Genomic DNA, 14,659 nt, shown 5'->3' on the forward strand with positions numbered 1-14,659 from the left:
GGCTTCCAGTCAGCAGCAACAAACACTGGCTTCCAGTCAGCAGCAACAAACACAGGCTCCTACTCAGCAGCAACAAACACTGGCGACTACTCAGCAGCAACCAACACGGGCGACCGCTCAGCAGCAACAAACACTGGCTTCCAGTCAGCAGCAACCAACACGGGCTACCAGTCAGCAGCAACCAACACGGGCGACCGCTCAGCAGCAACCAACACGGGCTACCAGTCAGCAGCAACAAACACTGGCGACTACTCAGCAGCAACAAACACTGGCTTCCAGTCAGCAGCAGAAGTTACAGGAAGCCACTCCGTTGCAGCCGCTTTCGGATATGAATCAAAATCCAAAGCTGGAGAAAGTGGCGCAATTGTATGCGTGTATCGCAATGATGATAACGAGCTGATACACATCCGCGCCTCTAAAGTTGGCGATAACGGCATTGAGGCTGGCAAATGGTACACGCTCGATGAAAGTGGCGAGTTTGTGGAGGCTGAATAAGGATAATCGCCATGAATTACATCGAAGAATTAGAACGCATCGTCGCAGCGTTAAAAGAAGAAGCGGCGAAATCAAGTAGCGAGCGTGAAAGTTTTGAATTTGCAGCAAGAATGGTTAATGCAGCAAAGACAACGCTCAAATCAATTGAATTTAGACAAGCCGCCTAGCGGCATTTTTTATGCCCCGCTTGAACCACCTCTAAGAAGTAAAAACGGGGCAAAGGAGTTTAAACCTATGGCGTACCACGATTGGAATGTTACCACGCAGCACGGCTATGGCGATGCTTATGATGATTCATGGGATGAAAAACCTACTCCCGAATATTTGCGAAGCAAGCGCGAATATGAAGATGAGGCGCGTCAATGGGCGTGTGATTATGAATAAATTTACAGATAAGGATTAAGTACCATGACTGATGAAAACAAAACGCATTTTCGCAAAGCATTCAAAAGCTGCTACTTGGCGGCTGTGGATATAACCGAAGAATTAGAAGTGACAATTCATCGTGTCGTGCAAGAGCGAGATGCATCAAAAAAGACCAGCGACCAATTGCTTGTTGCTTATTTTAAAGAGCCTGAAATACGCAAAGGCGAAAAGCTCAAGCCAATGGTGATTAATGCAACCAATGCAAAAATGATTAATTCACTTGCAGGAAGCCCATTTATTGAGGATTGGGTTGGGGTTTCAGTGCTGATTTATGTTGATGAAAATGTGCGATTTGGATGTGAAACAGTTGAAGGCTTGCGATTACGTAAGCCATCAGCCAAACCAAAAGGAAAGCCATTTTTAACTCCTGAAAACGAAAAGATGTGGGCAAATGCAATTGCAGCATACAAGCGTGATGGCAATTTAGACAAAGTGCTAGAGCGTGTACAAATCAGTGATGAGCATGTGGCACTGATTCAATCACAGGCAGCGCAAGGTGATGAAAATGCTGTGGCATGATGTAGAGCAAAACGGCGCTGAATGGGCTGAATTACGCACAGGACGGCTTACTGGCTCAAACTTAGCTACCATTATGGCGCATTACGGTAAAGGCTTTGGCGACCCTGCTATGCGCCTTGCTAAGAACATTGCGTACGAACGTTTAACAGGTCAATCCATGTCAGACCATTACGGTGATTCATTCAGCAATTCCGACACGGAGCGAGGTCACATGCAAGAGCCAACTGCAAGACGGCTGTATGAGGACGAAACATTCTGCGATGTGACCAATGGTGGATTTTACTGCAATGACTGGCTCGGCTTTTCGCCAGATGGCCTTGTTGGGTTCGATGGTCAAATTGAAGTAAAGAGCGTTAAGCCACCAACGCATCATGACAACTTGAAACGCGGCTCATACGACCCTGCATATAAATGGCAGATTATCGGCAATATATGGGCTTCGCGCCGTGAATGGCTCGACTTCATATCCTATTGCAGCGCAGCGCCTGAGGCATTCCAGCTCATTGTATATCGCATTGAAGCAGCTCAATTGCAAGATGAGTTTGCGATGATTGATGAGCGAACAACAAAATTCATTGAGCTAGTACAGTCAATAATGAGTCACTACAGAACAGCCGCCTAACAAGCGGCTTTATTTATTAAAGGACACGAAATGTCAGTAAACAAAGTGATATTAGTCGGGCGATTGGGGCGCGACCCTGAAGTGCGCTATTTACCCAATGGCGAAGCGGTTGCAAACTTTGGTGTCGCCACCGGCGAGCAATGGAAAGACCGAAACGGAGAACGCCAAGAGCGCACCGAATGGCACAACATCACCATGTACCGCCGTTTGGCCGAAATTGCTGGCCAATATTTGAAAAAAGGCAGCGAAGTCTACATTGAAGGCAAGATTCAAAGCCGAAAGTACACAGGCAAAGATGGCGTGGAACGCACAGCCTACGACATTATCGCCAGTGAAATGAAAATGATAGGCGGAAAAGGTGATTCAAGCAGTGCCGTACAAGACGAGCCAAAACCGCAGCCAGTGCAGCGAGAACAGGCCAGTGCACCTATTGTCGATGACCTTTCGGATGACGTGCAGTTTTAACTAACCCACCCTGCCAAGCGCAGGGTATTTTGGAGTGATGAAGATGAAAGTAATTGTAGTGGCACTTTCACGACGACTGAGGGTTGAGCAAATAGCTGTACAAAGCGAAACTCTTGCTAATGCGCTGAGTGAAATAAAGGAGGAAGTTGCAAACTATATTTTTGATGATTGCGAAGTAACGGATTTCGATGCGTTCTACGATAAAGTATGGTCTGAACTTACTCCACTTGAAAATGCGCTTGATTTTCGGTCTTTTCTCTCATCTTACAATATTGGATTTGATTATAAAATTATTGAAATAAATCAGACAATTGACTGGGATTGATTAAGTCATTTAACCCACACCCACCCTCCCGCGGTGGGTTTTATTTTGGAGCAAACATGATTACAGGATTCAACAAGAAAGAGCTGCGACAGTTTGAGCACTACCGCAAGCAATGGGTTAAAGAAACATGCTGTGAGTGCGATGCAGTTACGTTTTTACACGAGATAGATAGCATTCCAAGCTTTGTCTATTTGCGTCCAAACCAAGCGCTAATCAAGAAAAATTACAAATTGATGTACAAACGAGCAAAGAAATCAATGACAAAACTACCTACATCTTGGCGTGATTCATACGTTGATTTAATTAATAACTTGGAAAAATCGCAAATGGAGTAAATATGGAAAAGGTAAATGCAAACGAGCTGCGTACAGTCCTAGATTGCGACCGAGTGCTTGAGTATTGTGATTCAGAGCGCCGAAGCATCAATGAGCGTATGGAACAATTAGAAGCTGTCAAATGCCGTGGCAGAGCTGAGAAAGCCGCGAACAAGGAAGCGTTAAAAAAGGCATATGGTGCGCGATATGGTGTTGATGCGTATCGAGTAGAGGTTATTCAGCGCAAGTGTGAACTACAGAGATTGCCGCAAAATAGTAAAGCAAAGACTGCGCCTATGTTGCCGCATCATTACTCAGCATTAGCGATGTGTGGAGAGTGAAGATGGAATTAAAGAATAAAGTATTAAGCATAATCAATGGCGGCTCAGTCACTCGCATGGATGTTGTGATGCGCTCAGGCAGTAATAGCGCAAAGGTTGGAGATATTATTGATTCAATGCTAAAGAACGGAGATTTGGAAGAGGATATTGAAAATGGCCGCTCAATTTTAAAGATTGCAGCACATGTCAATTTAGCTCCAATTGTTATTGAGCATAAACCCAATGAGGTTAGTGAAATCAAGCCACAAAACGAGATAAAGCAGCAAAAAGCAAAGGTAATGAGTATGGACAAGCCAGTCAAATCAGAAAATAAACTAGCACCGCAAGGCTCAGTAAGTCAGCTTAATCAAATCTTAATGCAGCAGCTTGAGCGTTTGGTAAAGGCTGATGAATCAAGTATCGGACAAGAAATAGAACGTAGCCGCGCAGTTAGTCAGGTTGCCAGCGAAGTGACAAAAAACCATGCCGTTGCAGTTGATATGATTAAAATCAAAGTCGAACAAGGCTACATGATTGAGCCATCAGGCTTGCTGTCATGAAGTTTACTGACGAACAGATAGCATGGCTTAAACAGCACAAAGAAACACCGCCAATGCTTCTTACGCCTCTTTTCAATCAAGTATTCAATGATAGCCGCAGCAAATCATCGATTGTGTCTTTTCGTAAGCGGCATGGATTGGTGATGGACTGCGGTCATCGAGGCGAGTTTAAAAAAGGACAAGTGCCGTGGAATAAAGGTAAGTCATACCGATTGATCCCTGCCAGTGAGTTTAAAAAAGGGTCAGTACCAAAGAATCACAGGCCGCTTGGCAGTGAGCAGGTGGACAAAGATGGATACATTATGCTCAAGGTTGCTGAGCCGAATAAATGGATGAGAAAGCACCGCCACATTTACCAAAGCGCACATGGCGAAGTGCCCAAAGGCCATGTGATTGTGTTTGTTGACGGCAATAAGCGCAATTTTGAATTAAGCAATTTGATGATGATTAGTTGCGCTGAAAATGCCACTTTCAACATTCGCGGCTATTCAAAGCTGCCAAGTGAGCTGCAAATCACAGCAAGACTTAAAACAAAGCTCGATTATGAGCTAAGTAAGATTACAGGCGTTATTGAGGGCTATTTTGACCACGCTTGCAAGCACAATGCAGGGAAACCAAGTAGAAACAAAATCACAAACAAACAGGCCGCTTAATGCGGTCTTAATTTTTGGAGCATTGAATGACATTTGAAGAATTAGACAAGAAAGCGCTTCTTTGGAATGAGATTGCAAATTGGCATCGTGATATTAAAGAGCGCATAGCAACTCAGATTATGCTGTGCAATGAGGAGATGGTTAATGAGTTTACATTAAACTACTTTAGTGTTTCAGGTACATACTATGCTAACGGACATAAACTAACTACTGATTGGGAAATTAAATTTCTTGATGATTATGCTGATAGCCGCTTTGTTTTTATTGAGTATCAAGAATTATGCAAGCCTTTATCATTTGTTGTTAATTTATTTCGCAGTATTCATGAAGATGCATTAAATTCTTTTGATAAGGCTGTTTTAATAGAAGCCTACCGCCGCGTGATTGAGAGTAATTTTAGCAAGTTTGTTGAATTGTCAGAAAAGCACGATTTAATGTGGGCGCAAGGTGAGGCTCACAAGATGAGCACGCTACTTGGTAGTGAGCAATTAATCACAGTAGAACTCACACAAGGCTATTGGGTATTCCGCGACCAAAACGGCAAGATACGCAAGCCAAGCACATTTAAACCCGTAGATTTAAGCGATTTGGTGTAATGCAACACAGACGTAGATTAAACAACTGGCGCATGATTAAGCGCCAACATGAACAAGCCACTGATAACAAGGTGGCTTTAATTTTTGGGGCATCGCATGAATAACAAGCCAATTCAGTGGGTATTACCACAGCAGCTTACTGGCGACCATATAGCGTCTTTGGAAGTTTTGATGGGCATGGTTGAGGAATCAGCAGAATGTGGCCTGTATGAGCAGTATTTGAGGCTGTACGGCGAAGAATTACCAACCATGAAAGCAAATAGCGGCATTGAGGTGCTGGTCAACAACGCAATCATCAAAGCCATTGCAGAAAAGTACATGAGCGGATTTGTGAAGTTTGTCTATCACAGCGTATATCTGCCAATGCCTGATAGCGCGTTTAAGTTTAAGCGACAACGGTTAATTGTTGATGATTGGTCAGCCACTTAGGTGGCTTTAATTTTGGGTGAATGAGATGAGTGCTAACTTAGATTTTATCGCGTATTTATGTTTTTCGGCATTTGCGTTATGGCTTATTTGGAGGTGAGGCAATGAAAATCACACTAATCGCAACAATGGATGGCAAAGATGGCATAGGCAAAAACGGAACACTGCCTTGGCACATTCCAGCAGATTTAAAGCACTTCAAAGATTACACAGATGGAAAGGTGTGCGTGATGGGGCGCAAGACTTGGGATTCACTGCCAGTTAAACCGCTGCCGAATCGGGAAAACATTGTCGTTTCAGGCGATATTGATTTCATTGAGCAATTGAACGAGATTGATATAGACCACTGCCCTGACACTGTTGTGAAGTCAATTGATTCTGCAATTGGAGAGGGATTCAATCTAAATGCTGATGAACTGGTCATCATCGGCGGCGCAAGCATTTATGAGCAATTCCTGCCTCATGCCACGCATGTGGTTTTGACTCACATTGACCGTGAATATGACTGCGACACTTTCTTCCCTGAGTTTGATAAGAATGAGTGGACACTGACAAGCGGCAAGCAGCTTAAAACCGATGTATTGGTGCGATATTGGGAGCGCAAGCAATGAAAACAGTATGGGTAAATCGTCATAACGCTGATGGGACGCTTAAGCCGATAAGTGAGTGGGTGCAAGCCTGTGTGCGCAGTGAAACAACGCATGTCATGTTTGAAGATGGCAGGATATTTCAAGGTACTCGCAGTGATACATTCACATCAAATGGGCGAAGTGGCGTACATGAGCACATCGGCGACCAGCGTGGCGATGGCTGGTTTTATGTTGCTGATGGTGATTTACCACCGATTGAGGATAACACTGTCTTATGCCATGACGGATATGGCTTATTGCTTATGATGCCTGCTGATTTACACAGAAAAAACGCTTGGAATCATCGCAACAAAGCAAAGTGCTGGATGCCAGTTACTGACCCAAGGCACTTAGATTAACAACGACAATGGAGCCTTGCACTCACAACCCTGTTTATGACTCGCGTCCTCAGTTAATTGCAGTGCTTGGCTCCTGTGTGCATTTTACTTATTTGGTATATTTAATAAATACTTATAAACGTAATAAACTTTTAACTATTATTTAACAACAGCCTCTGCCCTGCACTGGCGGTTTTTTATTGGAGAATGTGATGTGTGAGTATTGTGATAACGGCTTGCTACCAACTTCAATTATTTTATCTGGCGAGGATGCAGAATACACAGGGATTTATAACTCAGTTTACATTGAGTATGGTGTCTTATTCTCTAGTATTTATGCATTTGGCGATGATATTGATAACTCTGTAAAAATAAACTTCTGCCCCATGTGCGGCCGAAAACTGGAGGTGCAGAATGATACCGAGTGAGGTTAAAGAAACATTGCTGTGCGCATTACAGACAGAGCTAAATTTAATTGAAGAATCAAAGAAAGTGTTTGAATTGGATGAGTTTGATTTACAAACTCTAGCCGATGTCAAAAGGGCGCGTGAATGGCTGGAACAGCAGGAGGTTGAGCCATGCCAAACACAGCCCGAATAGCTCAGATACAAGCCGACAAGCTCAAGCTGCAAGAGCTTCTCGAGTCTGGCAATGTCGACCCACAGCAGTGCAAGGGCATGATTAAGATGCTGGATTACAAGATACGGAAATTGAAAGAGGTGAAGTGATGAGTGACGGCCAAAAATGTGCTGAATGCGGAAAACCTTATTGGAACATAAAAAATGGCTTATGTCGCGACTGTGGCGAGATACGTAGCGAGCGCATACATGCAGCTTATAAAGCCAAAACGCACGAACTGTCTAAATTCATACCATATCACAATGAATGCGACTATGTTGTTGATGTTGATTTGAGACGTTTAAAGTGCCAGTTTAACCAATACTCCGAAGATTATGGCGGCTTTGAATATAATCCTGATTTTCAGCGCGGATACGTTTGGAGCCAAGAGCAAAAGATAGGTTACATGGAATCTTTTGTGTCTAACATCCTATCGCCACAACAACGAACCATCACTCTTAATTGCCCAGACTTCACTCGAATCAATAAAGCAGTAGACAGTGATCTGAACGGATTTGTTGTTGTTGATGGCTTGCAACGGACATCTGCAATTAATGATTTTATTGATGACAAATTTAAGATATTTGGCAAGTTCGGATTTGAGGATTTGGAAAACTCCAAGTTTTCACTGGGTAGAAAGACAGTAAAGGTTCAGGTTTTTTCGTGGCAGTACAAGCGCGAGATACTTGAATACTATTTGATGTTTAATGCTGGAGGAACGATTCACAGTGAGCAGGAGTTGAAGCGCGTTCAGGACTTGCTAAATAAATGCAAGAAGGAGGCGAAATGACACACATCCCCACTGGCCGCCACTGCGCCACATGCAAACACAAAGCCCGCGATTGTAGCGGGTTAAATTTTGCGCAGATGAAAGTGATTAAGCGGTATGACACGCACCAAGGTGTGAAGTGTACCGAATACGAACAAACAGCCACCCGCCAAGGTGGCTAAATTTTTACCCGAGGAGGCGTGATGATTAACCCAAAATTCGGCGACCACGTTATTTGTTCAGGGTGGCTTGTGAAAAACAGCTTGGAGTATTTTGAAAAGCCAGATGATTTACTAAAGAAGCTTGATGAAACTGCTGACTGCGTTTATGTGCAAGAGACCTATAGCCTTATTGACGCGCCATGCGGCGGCATCGTCATAGGCAAAGTCACTATTAATAAAGAGTTGCATCTCTTTTACGAAGAGGATGACCAGCACCGTGCGCCCTATGTTTATGGGCGGCGTGATAAGCCAATTAAGGTCGCAAAGGTTGCCTATGGCATCAACAAAGTATTTCTAGTGCCGATTGATTTGATTGAGGAAATTGTGAAATGAACAAGTTTAAGTTTGGCGACAAGGTGTGGCACGAAAAGTACGGATTGTGCGTGATAACTAGGTCTGAGCCATTGCGACTCTATAGCATTGCGCACAACCACCCTGCAATAGCACAAATTCCGTGGCTTATTAGTGAGAGTGAGCTTGCCCCCGCCAGCGATTGGGTGAAGTGCAGTGAGCGGATGCCTGATTGTGACGACTTACGAGAACGGCCACATAAAGCGCTGTTTTGGATTTACTGCCAACTTGATGGTAGAAATTTTGTTACCAGAGCATACCGCAGATTCCAGCTTGGCAAATGGTCGTGGGTCAATCAACTATCCTTTAAGCATCAAATGATATTCCAGGATGCTGCAATAACGCATTACATGCCGATTATTGAACCCACCCCGCCGCAAGACTAACACAGCGCCTTAGGGCGCTTTTTATTGGAGTAAGAGCATGAGTACGAGAGCAGTAGCAATTCAATGCTGGCAAATTATTAATGATGAGACTATTGCATATGAAACAATAGCTTTCAAAAATGGATACAAAGGCTGCGAGCGAACATTGCGGATAATGAACATCCTGGGTCAAATCTTATTAACAGAAAAGCAGCAATCAGATGACTTGTGGCTCGATGTACTTGCCGAAGATGGTGAAATATTGCATGAGTACCCGCTTACAAAAAGTGGGCTTGAATATTTACATGAGACTTACAAAATCAAACGATTGAAGTTTGCTAGAGAAGAATAAAGAACACACAGCCCCGATGGGGCTTTTTATTGGAGTGAAGAAAGATGATGACACGATATTACACACCCGACCAATGCGCCAGCCAAATCAAATGCGGTTACAAAGGCGGCGCAATTACACGGCAAACATTCTTGCGCAACTACGCAACCAAAGCCGACTTTAAAGCCGCAGTGCGCCGTCACCAAACATCAAGAAAAGACATCCGTTTTAATGCGGATGACTTCGATAAATGGCTAGGCACTGAAGTGGGTTCAAGCAGTCAAATGAATGAATCACTCACCAAAATGCGTCAAGATTCAATCAGTCTAGCAAGTCAGCAACGGAGCTGATGTCAGGATTGTAGTAAGTATTCAGTAAGATTCTGACATCCTTGTGACCTGAAATCTTAGCCAATGTCATAACATCAACCTTTTTGGCCATGCGCGTTAAGGCTTCGCGCCGTAGGTCATGAAAGTGCAAGTCTTTAATTTCTTGACTTGTCAGCGCCCGTCTAAACAGCGCATCACGCGTACCATCATCAACATCAAAAACCCGCTCAGGGTGGATGTTTCTCAGCTTCTCAAGCAATTCCACTGCTCGCTTGGATAAAGGCACTGTGCGGCTGCTGCCGTTCTTTGTAATGTCCAAGTGAGCGGTGCGCCTCACTAAATCAACATCTTTCCATTCAAGACCAAGTATTTCACCGCTACGCATTGCAGTTTCAATAGCAAACAGAACCGCTACGCCAATGCGCTGGCTCGTCATTTCAACCGTATCATCTTCATTGTAATGAAGTGCGTACAGAATTTTTTCGATTTCGTCTTGAGTTGGTCTGCGGCTGCGTGGGCGTTCCTGTTTTGGCCGTGTAATTTTTAATACGGGATTTTCCCGCATTAAGCTCCAATCCTTGGTTGCCACATTGCAAATACTCGAAATGGTTTCAAGCTCACGGCGCACGCTCGCACCTGATACTTCTTTTAACCGTTCATCGCGCCAGTTTGCAAAGTCAACAGGCCGAAGTTCATCAATGACCAGCTTTGCAAGCGAGGACTGTTTCAAGCGATTAAGCCTATAAATCTCTTTCTTAGCGCCGCGCTTGGTCGGTGCAACCTCTTGTATGTATTTTTCAATCAAATCTGCGAAGATGACATTACGACCAGCATTACCCTGTACGCCATCGTTTATGAGTGATTCCATCTTGGTTGCCCATGCTTTGGCATCAGCATGACGTTCAAAGGTCTTTGTGCGCACTACATCTTTAAGCCGAACTCGCGCCCTGTACTTTGTACCTTTTTTTGTTTCGACAGAATCTATCGTTGCCATGCTTCCGCACCATGTACCAATTTAGTACCAAGCATCATAACCGAACAAGCCGCAACATACATCAAAATACACTAATACAAACCAACAAAGCCTTGATATATCAAGCAACATAACCCAACGTACATTTATGTACTTCAATATGGTTTAATATCAAGTCGCCCTCCATCCGCACCAAACCAGCCATAAAATTCAATGACTTACATCTATTTGGGTCAATTTTGGGTCTTTGGCTTGGGTTATCCACAGAAATTAGTGCGATAACTACTAGAAGTAATAAAGAAAATAGCGCAAACTTTTGTAAAGGTTTTGCGCTATTTTCTCATTTAAAGCCTGCAATATCAATCTATCGGAAATCAAGCCTCGTTTGTGCTCACATTGCCATTGCTACTCAATATTGGCAAATCATAACGCTTCGGGTCCGGTATTGATGGCACGCCATTTCCAAACGATGGCCATACATACGCAACCACCCGATCAGTAGAAAACGGCGCAATCGATACTTTATTGCTCTGATTGCCGCCCAATACCATCAAATTGCCCCGAGCATCTTTACCTACAACAAATCCCACATGGCCACCACCAGAACGGTTAAAAATCACCAAGCAGCCATATGCTGGCTTACTCAATTTCGTGCCAGCATTTGCCCAGTCCTTTGCGCGATACCAATGTTTTACAACAAAGCGGCCTGTAAACTGCAGACAGTAGCCCACAAACGTGCCACACCAAGGCGTTTCATCCTCTGCCCACCATGCCCCTAGTTTTTTTAGCCAGCCCAGAATGGTTGTGTTGTGCCCCTTGGTACCAACGATTTCTGATAAACCTATGTGTTTACGTGCTTCGGCAATCCATGCCAGTTCAGTTTGCTTACTCATTGCATGCCCCCAGTTTTGGTTTTAATAGCAGCTTCCCAAATGGAAGCAAAAATGTTGATTGCGTTACCGCCCAAATAGCCTGATAACGAGATGGCGATACATGCGCCAGCGGTTAACTCATAACTATTTGTGAAGTGCCACACACCGAAAAACGCCAACACTCCGGCGAAAGCCGCAATAAACAAATCACAAAAAATCTTCAACAAAAAATACTGTAATGGCATACGCACCCCCTCTCGGCGATAGCGCATAATTGCATCAGCCAAGCCGCCAAATACAGACAGCGCAATGACCATTGCCCATGTTGCTATTAACTGCTTGTATTCTTGTAAGCCATCAAACATAAAGCCCCCTTAAAAAAACAAATCCCCACGATTTCTCATGAGGACAGTTTCTTTTAAAACAAAGGAGTTACTAAGTTATTTATTCATAATACCAGTCACCCAAATATTGCCACTTGGAACTTTAACCAATGAGTCGACCGGCAAATAACAAAGCCCGATGTACACTGAGAATTCGTCTGTATTTTGTATTTCTGCATACTTAGAATCTGTTGATGATAAAGGTGTTATTGCAAAGAAGAAGCTAAATTCAGATGTTAAAGCTTTAACAATCGAGCCGTTATTATCACGCATGACAATATCTGTGTATGTGGCGCCAATTGCATCAATTGAAAAACGCCCGCTTGATTTATATGGCGTGATTCTCGGAGCTACATACTTACTTGACGTAGGAATTTCTGGATGAGTGATTCGCAACACGCCAGTTGTTGTGTTGAAACTGAAACTGTATTGAGCAGAAAGCGCAGATTGAGATGCAATAAGTTTGCTGTTTGTTGCATCATAGGTAATTAATGGGCAATCACTTCCTGCCGAGCCTTTGCTTTCATAGCATCGCATCTGCGTAAGCGTTCCTTGAGTATTATTTGTTGAAGTTATATGCATAGGCTTCGCAAATACACCTGCAGTGGTGGGCACTTGTGCAGTAACAATTGAGCGAGCATTTGCGTCAGATTTAACGGGATGATTAAAGCGCATCAAACCCGTTGCTGGATTACTGTTTGCTGCATCATATGTTACTAATCCCTCGAATAACTTTGAAACTGATGTAATTGTGCCATCACCTTTAAACGTAAAAGTTAATGGTGCAAACATATTAATAATGGGGCTGTCCTAGATAACTAGGTTAAATTTACTCTTACTAATTGTTTTAAAATGAAAATTTGCACTTTAATTTCACTGTGGTTAAAGCGCCATTCGCATTCCTTCAAATACAGCTCAAAATGCTCTTTTGGGATGCCATTGAACTTACGTAAATGCCGTTTTGCTTGGTTCCAAAAATTTTCAATTCCGTTAATGTGGTTATGCTTTTCTGCAAAATGTGTGCTGTGATTGATGCGAAAATGGCTGAATTCACTCACATCCAATACATCGTAGCTTCTGTAACTGTCTGTATAAACGATGCTGTCTGGTTTAACCTGCTCACGGATTATGGGCAATAAAGTGGTGGTTTGAGTATTAGGTACAGCGACGGTATAAACTTGGCCATTGCGCTTTAAAAGCCCGAATACAGCTACTTTCCCAGCAGCACCGCGTCCACGCTTACCTTTTCGATGCCCACCAAAATAACTTTCATCTACTTCAATTTCACCATCAAACATTTCCAAATGAGGGCTGTTTTGAAAAATGAGTAGCCGTAAACGGTGGAAATAATACGCAGCCGTACTTTATATTTACGCCAACCAATTCTGCTGCCGTTCGGGCAGTAACTCCCGCAACAAACAGCTCAATCAATTTATATTGTTTGTACTGACTAAGACGGCTTTTTCTCATAGGACTATTCTAACCTGAAGTTGAATATTCCTAGTTATCTAGGACAGCCCCTGTAGTGGTCTAATACAACAGGACACATTTCTGAGAGAATATTAATTCCCTTTGAAAGGTCAAAATCATGGCAAAAAAGAGCCCACGCCGTCATTCAGATGAATTCAAACAAGAAACGGTTGATTTGGTGTTGAAACAAGGTTATTCAGTGGCTGATGCTGCTAGAGCAGTCGGTATCACTCCAGCTTTGCTCTATAAATGGAAAGCCAAACTGACTGAACAGCCAATATTGAATGATGATGAGAAGGCCGAATTATTGCGATTGCGCAAAGAAATAAAACAGCTTCGAATGGAGCAAGAAATATTAAAAAAGGCCAGCGCTTACTTTGCGAAGCACGTGAAGTAAGATACAATTTTATTCAACAAAATCAACGCCATTACCCAATTAAGACTCTGTGCAAAGTAATGAAAGTAAGTGTTTCAGCCTACTATGCCTTGGAACCTAAACGGACAAATCTGGTTGAAGTTGGTTTACAAATCCAAATCAGAGCTCTGTTTAACCAACACAAACAACGTATAGGTTCTCGCACAATTAAAGCGTTATTACAACAAATTGGATTCCAAGTCGGAAGGTACAAAGTTCGCAGTGTGATGAGAAAGTTGGGTTTGGTATGTCAGCAGCGTCAAGCATTTAAGGTGACAACCAAACGCAATGAGAGGCACCAAGTTCAATTCAACTTATTGAATCAAAACTTCCAACCGTTGTTTGCCAATGAAGTTTGGGCCGGCGACATTACTTACATCAAAACCAGCCAAGGTTGGCGCTACCTGGCTGTGGTGATGGACTTGTTCTCTCGCCGCATTGTGGGTTGGAGTATGGCTGAACGCATGAAAGCTGACTTGGTGATTCAAGCGTTACAACAGGCACATGTCTTACGCCAACCGCAGTATGGCTGTGTATTTCACAGCGACCGAGGTTCACAGTACACCAGTCGAGCCTTCGCTAAGAAAGCCAGTCAATTAAAGATGCGTTTGAGTATGTCTGATATGGGATGTTGCTACGATAATGCGGTAGTAGAGCGATTCTTTGGCAGTTTGAAATATGAAGGTTTAGGCCATACCACGAGCATGAATGAAAGTGTAGTCAAACAAGAAATCACGCAATTTATTCATTATTACAATTTTAAACGGCCACATACAGCCAACAATGGAATGAGCCCATTGGAGTATGAAAATTCTCAGATAAAAGTGTCCTGCGCGGCTTGACCACTACACCCAAAATCATTTATTTAATTACT

26 protein-coding genes and 1 pseudogene are annotated in these 14,659 nt (G+C 43.3%); 22 read left to right on the forward strand and 5 right to left on the reverse strand.

The genetic code is table 11. The features are described 5' to 3' along the window. The 21 genes from BN3003_RS13805 to BN3003_RS13900 all read left to right on the forward strand — a co-directional run. Positions 1-495 (forward strand): YdhT family protein (locus BN3003_RS13805; RefSeq protein ID WP_199822595.1); only part of this gene is annotated, 495 nt, incomplete at its 5' end. A gap of 11 nt (positions 496-506) precedes the next feature. Further along, entirely contained in the window at positions 507-662 is a 156-nt protein-coding gene (locus BN3003_RS18900) for a hypothetical protein (protein ID WP_159061458.1), read from the forward strand. Positions 663-729: 67 nt separating this feature from the next. Beyond that, complete coding sequence (locus tag BN3003_RS18905; RefSeq protein ID WP_159061460.1) at positions 730-879, forward strand: hypothetical protein; 150 nt, start codon at positions 730-732, stop codon at positions 877-879. A gap of 24 nt (positions 880-903) precedes the next feature. Beyond that, the gene (locus tag BN3003_RS13810; protein WP_058357235.1) at positions 904-1,440 is read left to right on the forward strand and encodes a hypothetical protein; all 537 of its coding nucleotides are present in this window, start codon (positions 904-906) and stop codon (positions 1,438-1,440) included. Then, the gene (locus tag BN3003_RS13815) at positions 1,427-2,062 is read left to right on the forward strand and encodes a lambda exonuclease family protein (protein ID WP_058357236.1); all 636 of its coding nucleotides are present in this window, start codon (positions 1,427-1,429) and stop codon (positions 2,060-2,062) included. Before BN3003_RS13810 ends, BN3003_RS13815 begins: the two co-directional genes overlap by 14 nt. Before the next feature lie 30 nt (positions 2,063-2,092). After that, entirely contained in the window at positions 2,093-2,527 is a 435-nt protein-coding gene (locus BN3003_RS13820; RefSeq protein ID WP_058357237.1) for a single-stranded DNA-binding protein, read from the forward strand. Positions 2,528-2,570: 43 nt separating this feature from the next. Then, positions 2,571-2,852: a hypothetical protein gene (locus BN3003_RS13825; RefSeq protein WP_058357238.1), complete on the forward strand. Its 282-nt coding sequence runs from the start codon at positions 2,571-2,573 to the stop codon at positions 2,850-2,852. A gap of 56 nt (positions 2,853-2,908) precedes the next feature. Next, the gene (locus BN3003_RS13830) at positions 2,909-3,187 is read left to right on the forward strand and encodes a hypothetical protein (protein WP_058357239.1); all 279 of its coding nucleotides are present in this window, start codon (positions 2,909-2,911) and stop codon (positions 3,185-3,187) included. A 2-nt stretch (positions 3,188-3,189) separates the two neighbouring features. Beyond that, complete coding sequence (locus tag BN3003_RS13835) at positions 3,190-3,507, forward strand: hypothetical protein (RefSeq protein ID WP_058357240.1); 318 nt, start codon at positions 3,190-3,192, stop codon at positions 3,505-3,507. Positions 3,508-3,509: 2 nt separating this feature from the next. Continuing rightward, positions 3,510-4,046 (forward strand): hypothetical protein, encoded by a 537-nt coding sequence (locus BN3003_RS13840; protein ID WP_058357241.1) that lies wholly within the window; start codon positions 3,510-3,512, stop codon positions 4,044-4,046. Further along, positions 4,043-4,699, forward strand: a complete 657-nt coding sequence (locus tag BN3003_RS13845) for an HNH endonuclease signature motif containing protein (RefSeq protein WP_058357242.1) — start codon at positions 4,043-4,045, stop codon at positions 4,697-4,699. Before BN3003_RS13840 ends, BN3003_RS13845 begins: the two co-directional genes overlap by 4 nt. Before the next feature lie 26 nt (positions 4,700-4,725). Then, positions 4,726-5,295: a hypothetical protein gene (locus BN3003_RS13850; protein ID WP_058357243.1), complete on the forward strand. Its 570-nt coding sequence runs from the start codon at positions 4,726-4,728 to the stop codon at positions 5,293-5,295. Positions 5,296-5,391: 96 nt separating this feature from the next. Beyond that, entirely contained in the window at positions 5,392-5,724 is a 333-nt protein-coding gene (locus BN3003_RS13855; protein WP_058357244.1) for a hypothetical protein, read from the forward strand. A 101-nt stretch (positions 5,725-5,825) separates the two neighbouring features. Continuing rightward, positions 5,826-6,332, forward strand: a complete 507-nt coding sequence (locus tag BN3003_RS13860; RefSeq protein WP_058357245.1) for a dihydrofolate reductase — start codon at positions 5,826-5,828, stop codon at positions 6,330-6,332. Further along, on the forward strand, positions 6,329-6,709 hold the full coding sequence (locus BN3003_RS13865) for a hypothetical protein (RefSeq protein WP_058357246.1): 381 nt from the start codon (positions 6,329-6,331) through the stop codon (positions 6,707-6,709). The genes BN3003_RS13860 and BN3003_RS13865 overlap by 4 nt, the downstream gene beginning before the upstream one ends. 393 nt (positions 6,710-7,102) lie before the next feature. Further along, a complete protein-coding gene (locus BN3003_RS13875) occupies positions 7,103-7,288 on the forward strand; it encodes a hypothetical protein (protein ID WP_058357248.1) in 186 nt (61 codons plus the stop codon). Between the two features lie 127 nt (positions 7,289-7,415). Next, positions 7,416-8,096: a DUF262 domain-containing protein gene (locus BN3003_RS13880; RefSeq protein WP_058357249.1), complete on the forward strand. Its 681-nt coding sequence runs from the start codon at positions 7,416-7,418 to the stop codon at positions 8,094-8,096. A 182-nt stretch (positions 8,097-8,278) separates the two neighbouring features. Then, entirely contained in the window at positions 8,279-8,629 is a 351-nt protein-coding gene (locus BN3003_RS13885; protein WP_058357250.1) for a hypothetical protein, read from the forward strand. After that, positions 8,626-9,033: a hypothetical protein gene (locus BN3003_RS13890; RefSeq protein ID WP_058357251.1), complete on the forward strand. Its 408-nt coding sequence runs from the start codon at positions 8,626-8,628 to the stop codon at positions 9,031-9,033. Before BN3003_RS13885 ends, BN3003_RS13890 begins: the two co-directional genes overlap by 4 nt. 37 nt (positions 9,034-9,070) lie before the next feature. Next, complete coding sequence (locus tag BN3003_RS13895) at positions 9,071-9,364, forward strand: hypothetical protein (protein WP_058357252.1); 294 nt, start codon at positions 9,071-9,073, stop codon at positions 9,362-9,364. A gap of 44 nt (positions 9,365-9,408) precedes the next feature. Continuing rightward, positions 9,409-9,693 carry a hypothetical protein gene (locus BN3003_RS13900; protein WP_058357253.1) on the forward strand — a complete coding sequence of 95 codons (285 nt, stop codon included), beginning with the start codon at positions 9,409-9,411 and terminating at the stop codon, positions 9,691-9,693. On the opposite strand, the gene BN3003_RS13905 is transcribed toward BN3003_RS13900, so the two are convergent. The 5 genes and pseudogenes from BN3003_RS13905 to BN3003_RS13920 form a co-directional block, all read right to left on the reverse strand. Then, positions 9,665-10,666: a tyrosine-type recombinase/integrase gene (locus BN3003_RS13905; RefSeq protein WP_058357254.1), complete on the reverse strand. Its 1,002-nt coding sequence runs from the start codon at positions 10,664-10,666 to the stop codon at positions 9,665-9,667. The two genes, BN3003_RS13900 and BN3003_RS13905, sit on opposite strands and share 29 nt — an antisense overlap. Before the next feature lie 353 nt (positions 10,667-11,019). Beyond that, positions 11,020-11,538, reverse strand: coding sequence for an NlpC/P60 family protein (locus BN3003_RS13910; RefSeq protein WP_058357255.1), 519 nt, complete (start codon positions 11,536-11,538; stop codon positions 11,020-11,022). Beyond that, positions 11,535-11,882, reverse strand: coding sequence for a phage holin family protein (locus BN3003_RS13915; RefSeq protein ID WP_058357256.1), 348 nt, complete (start codon positions 11,880-11,882; stop codon positions 11,535-11,537). Before BN3003_RS13915 ends, BN3003_RS13910 begins: the two co-directional genes overlap by 4 nt. A gap of 75 nt (positions 11,883-11,957) precedes the next feature. Next, a complete protein-coding gene (locus BN3003_RS18910) occupies positions 11,958-12,692 on the reverse strand; it encodes a hypothetical protein (RefSeq protein ID WP_147645446.1) in 735 nt (244 codons plus the stop codon). Positions 12,693-12,718: 26 nt separating this feature from the next. Beyond that, a pseudogene (locus BN3003_RS13920) lies at positions 12,719-13,370 on the reverse strand (IS1595 family transposase). Positions 13,371-13,488: 118 nt separating this feature from the next. On the opposite strand from BN3003_RS13920, the gene BN3003_RS13930 reads away from it, so the two are divergent. Continuing rightward, positions 13,489-14,627, forward strand: a protein-coding gene (locus tag BN3003_RS13930) for an IS3 family transposase (RefSeq protein WP_407701090.1) whose coding sequence is annotated in 2 segments (ribosomal slippage) — positions 13,489-13,726 and positions 13,726-14,627 — 1,140 coding nt in all. Because the reading frame shifts where the segments join, the coding sequence is not laid out codon by codon here. Positions 14,628-14,659: the final 32 nt, after the last annotated feature.

This window comes from Vitreoscilla massiliensis (genome assembly GCF_001457815.1).
GTDB lineage: Bacteria > Pseudomonadota > Gammaproteobacteria > Burkholderiales > Neisseriaceae > Vitreoscilla > Vitreoscilla massiliensis.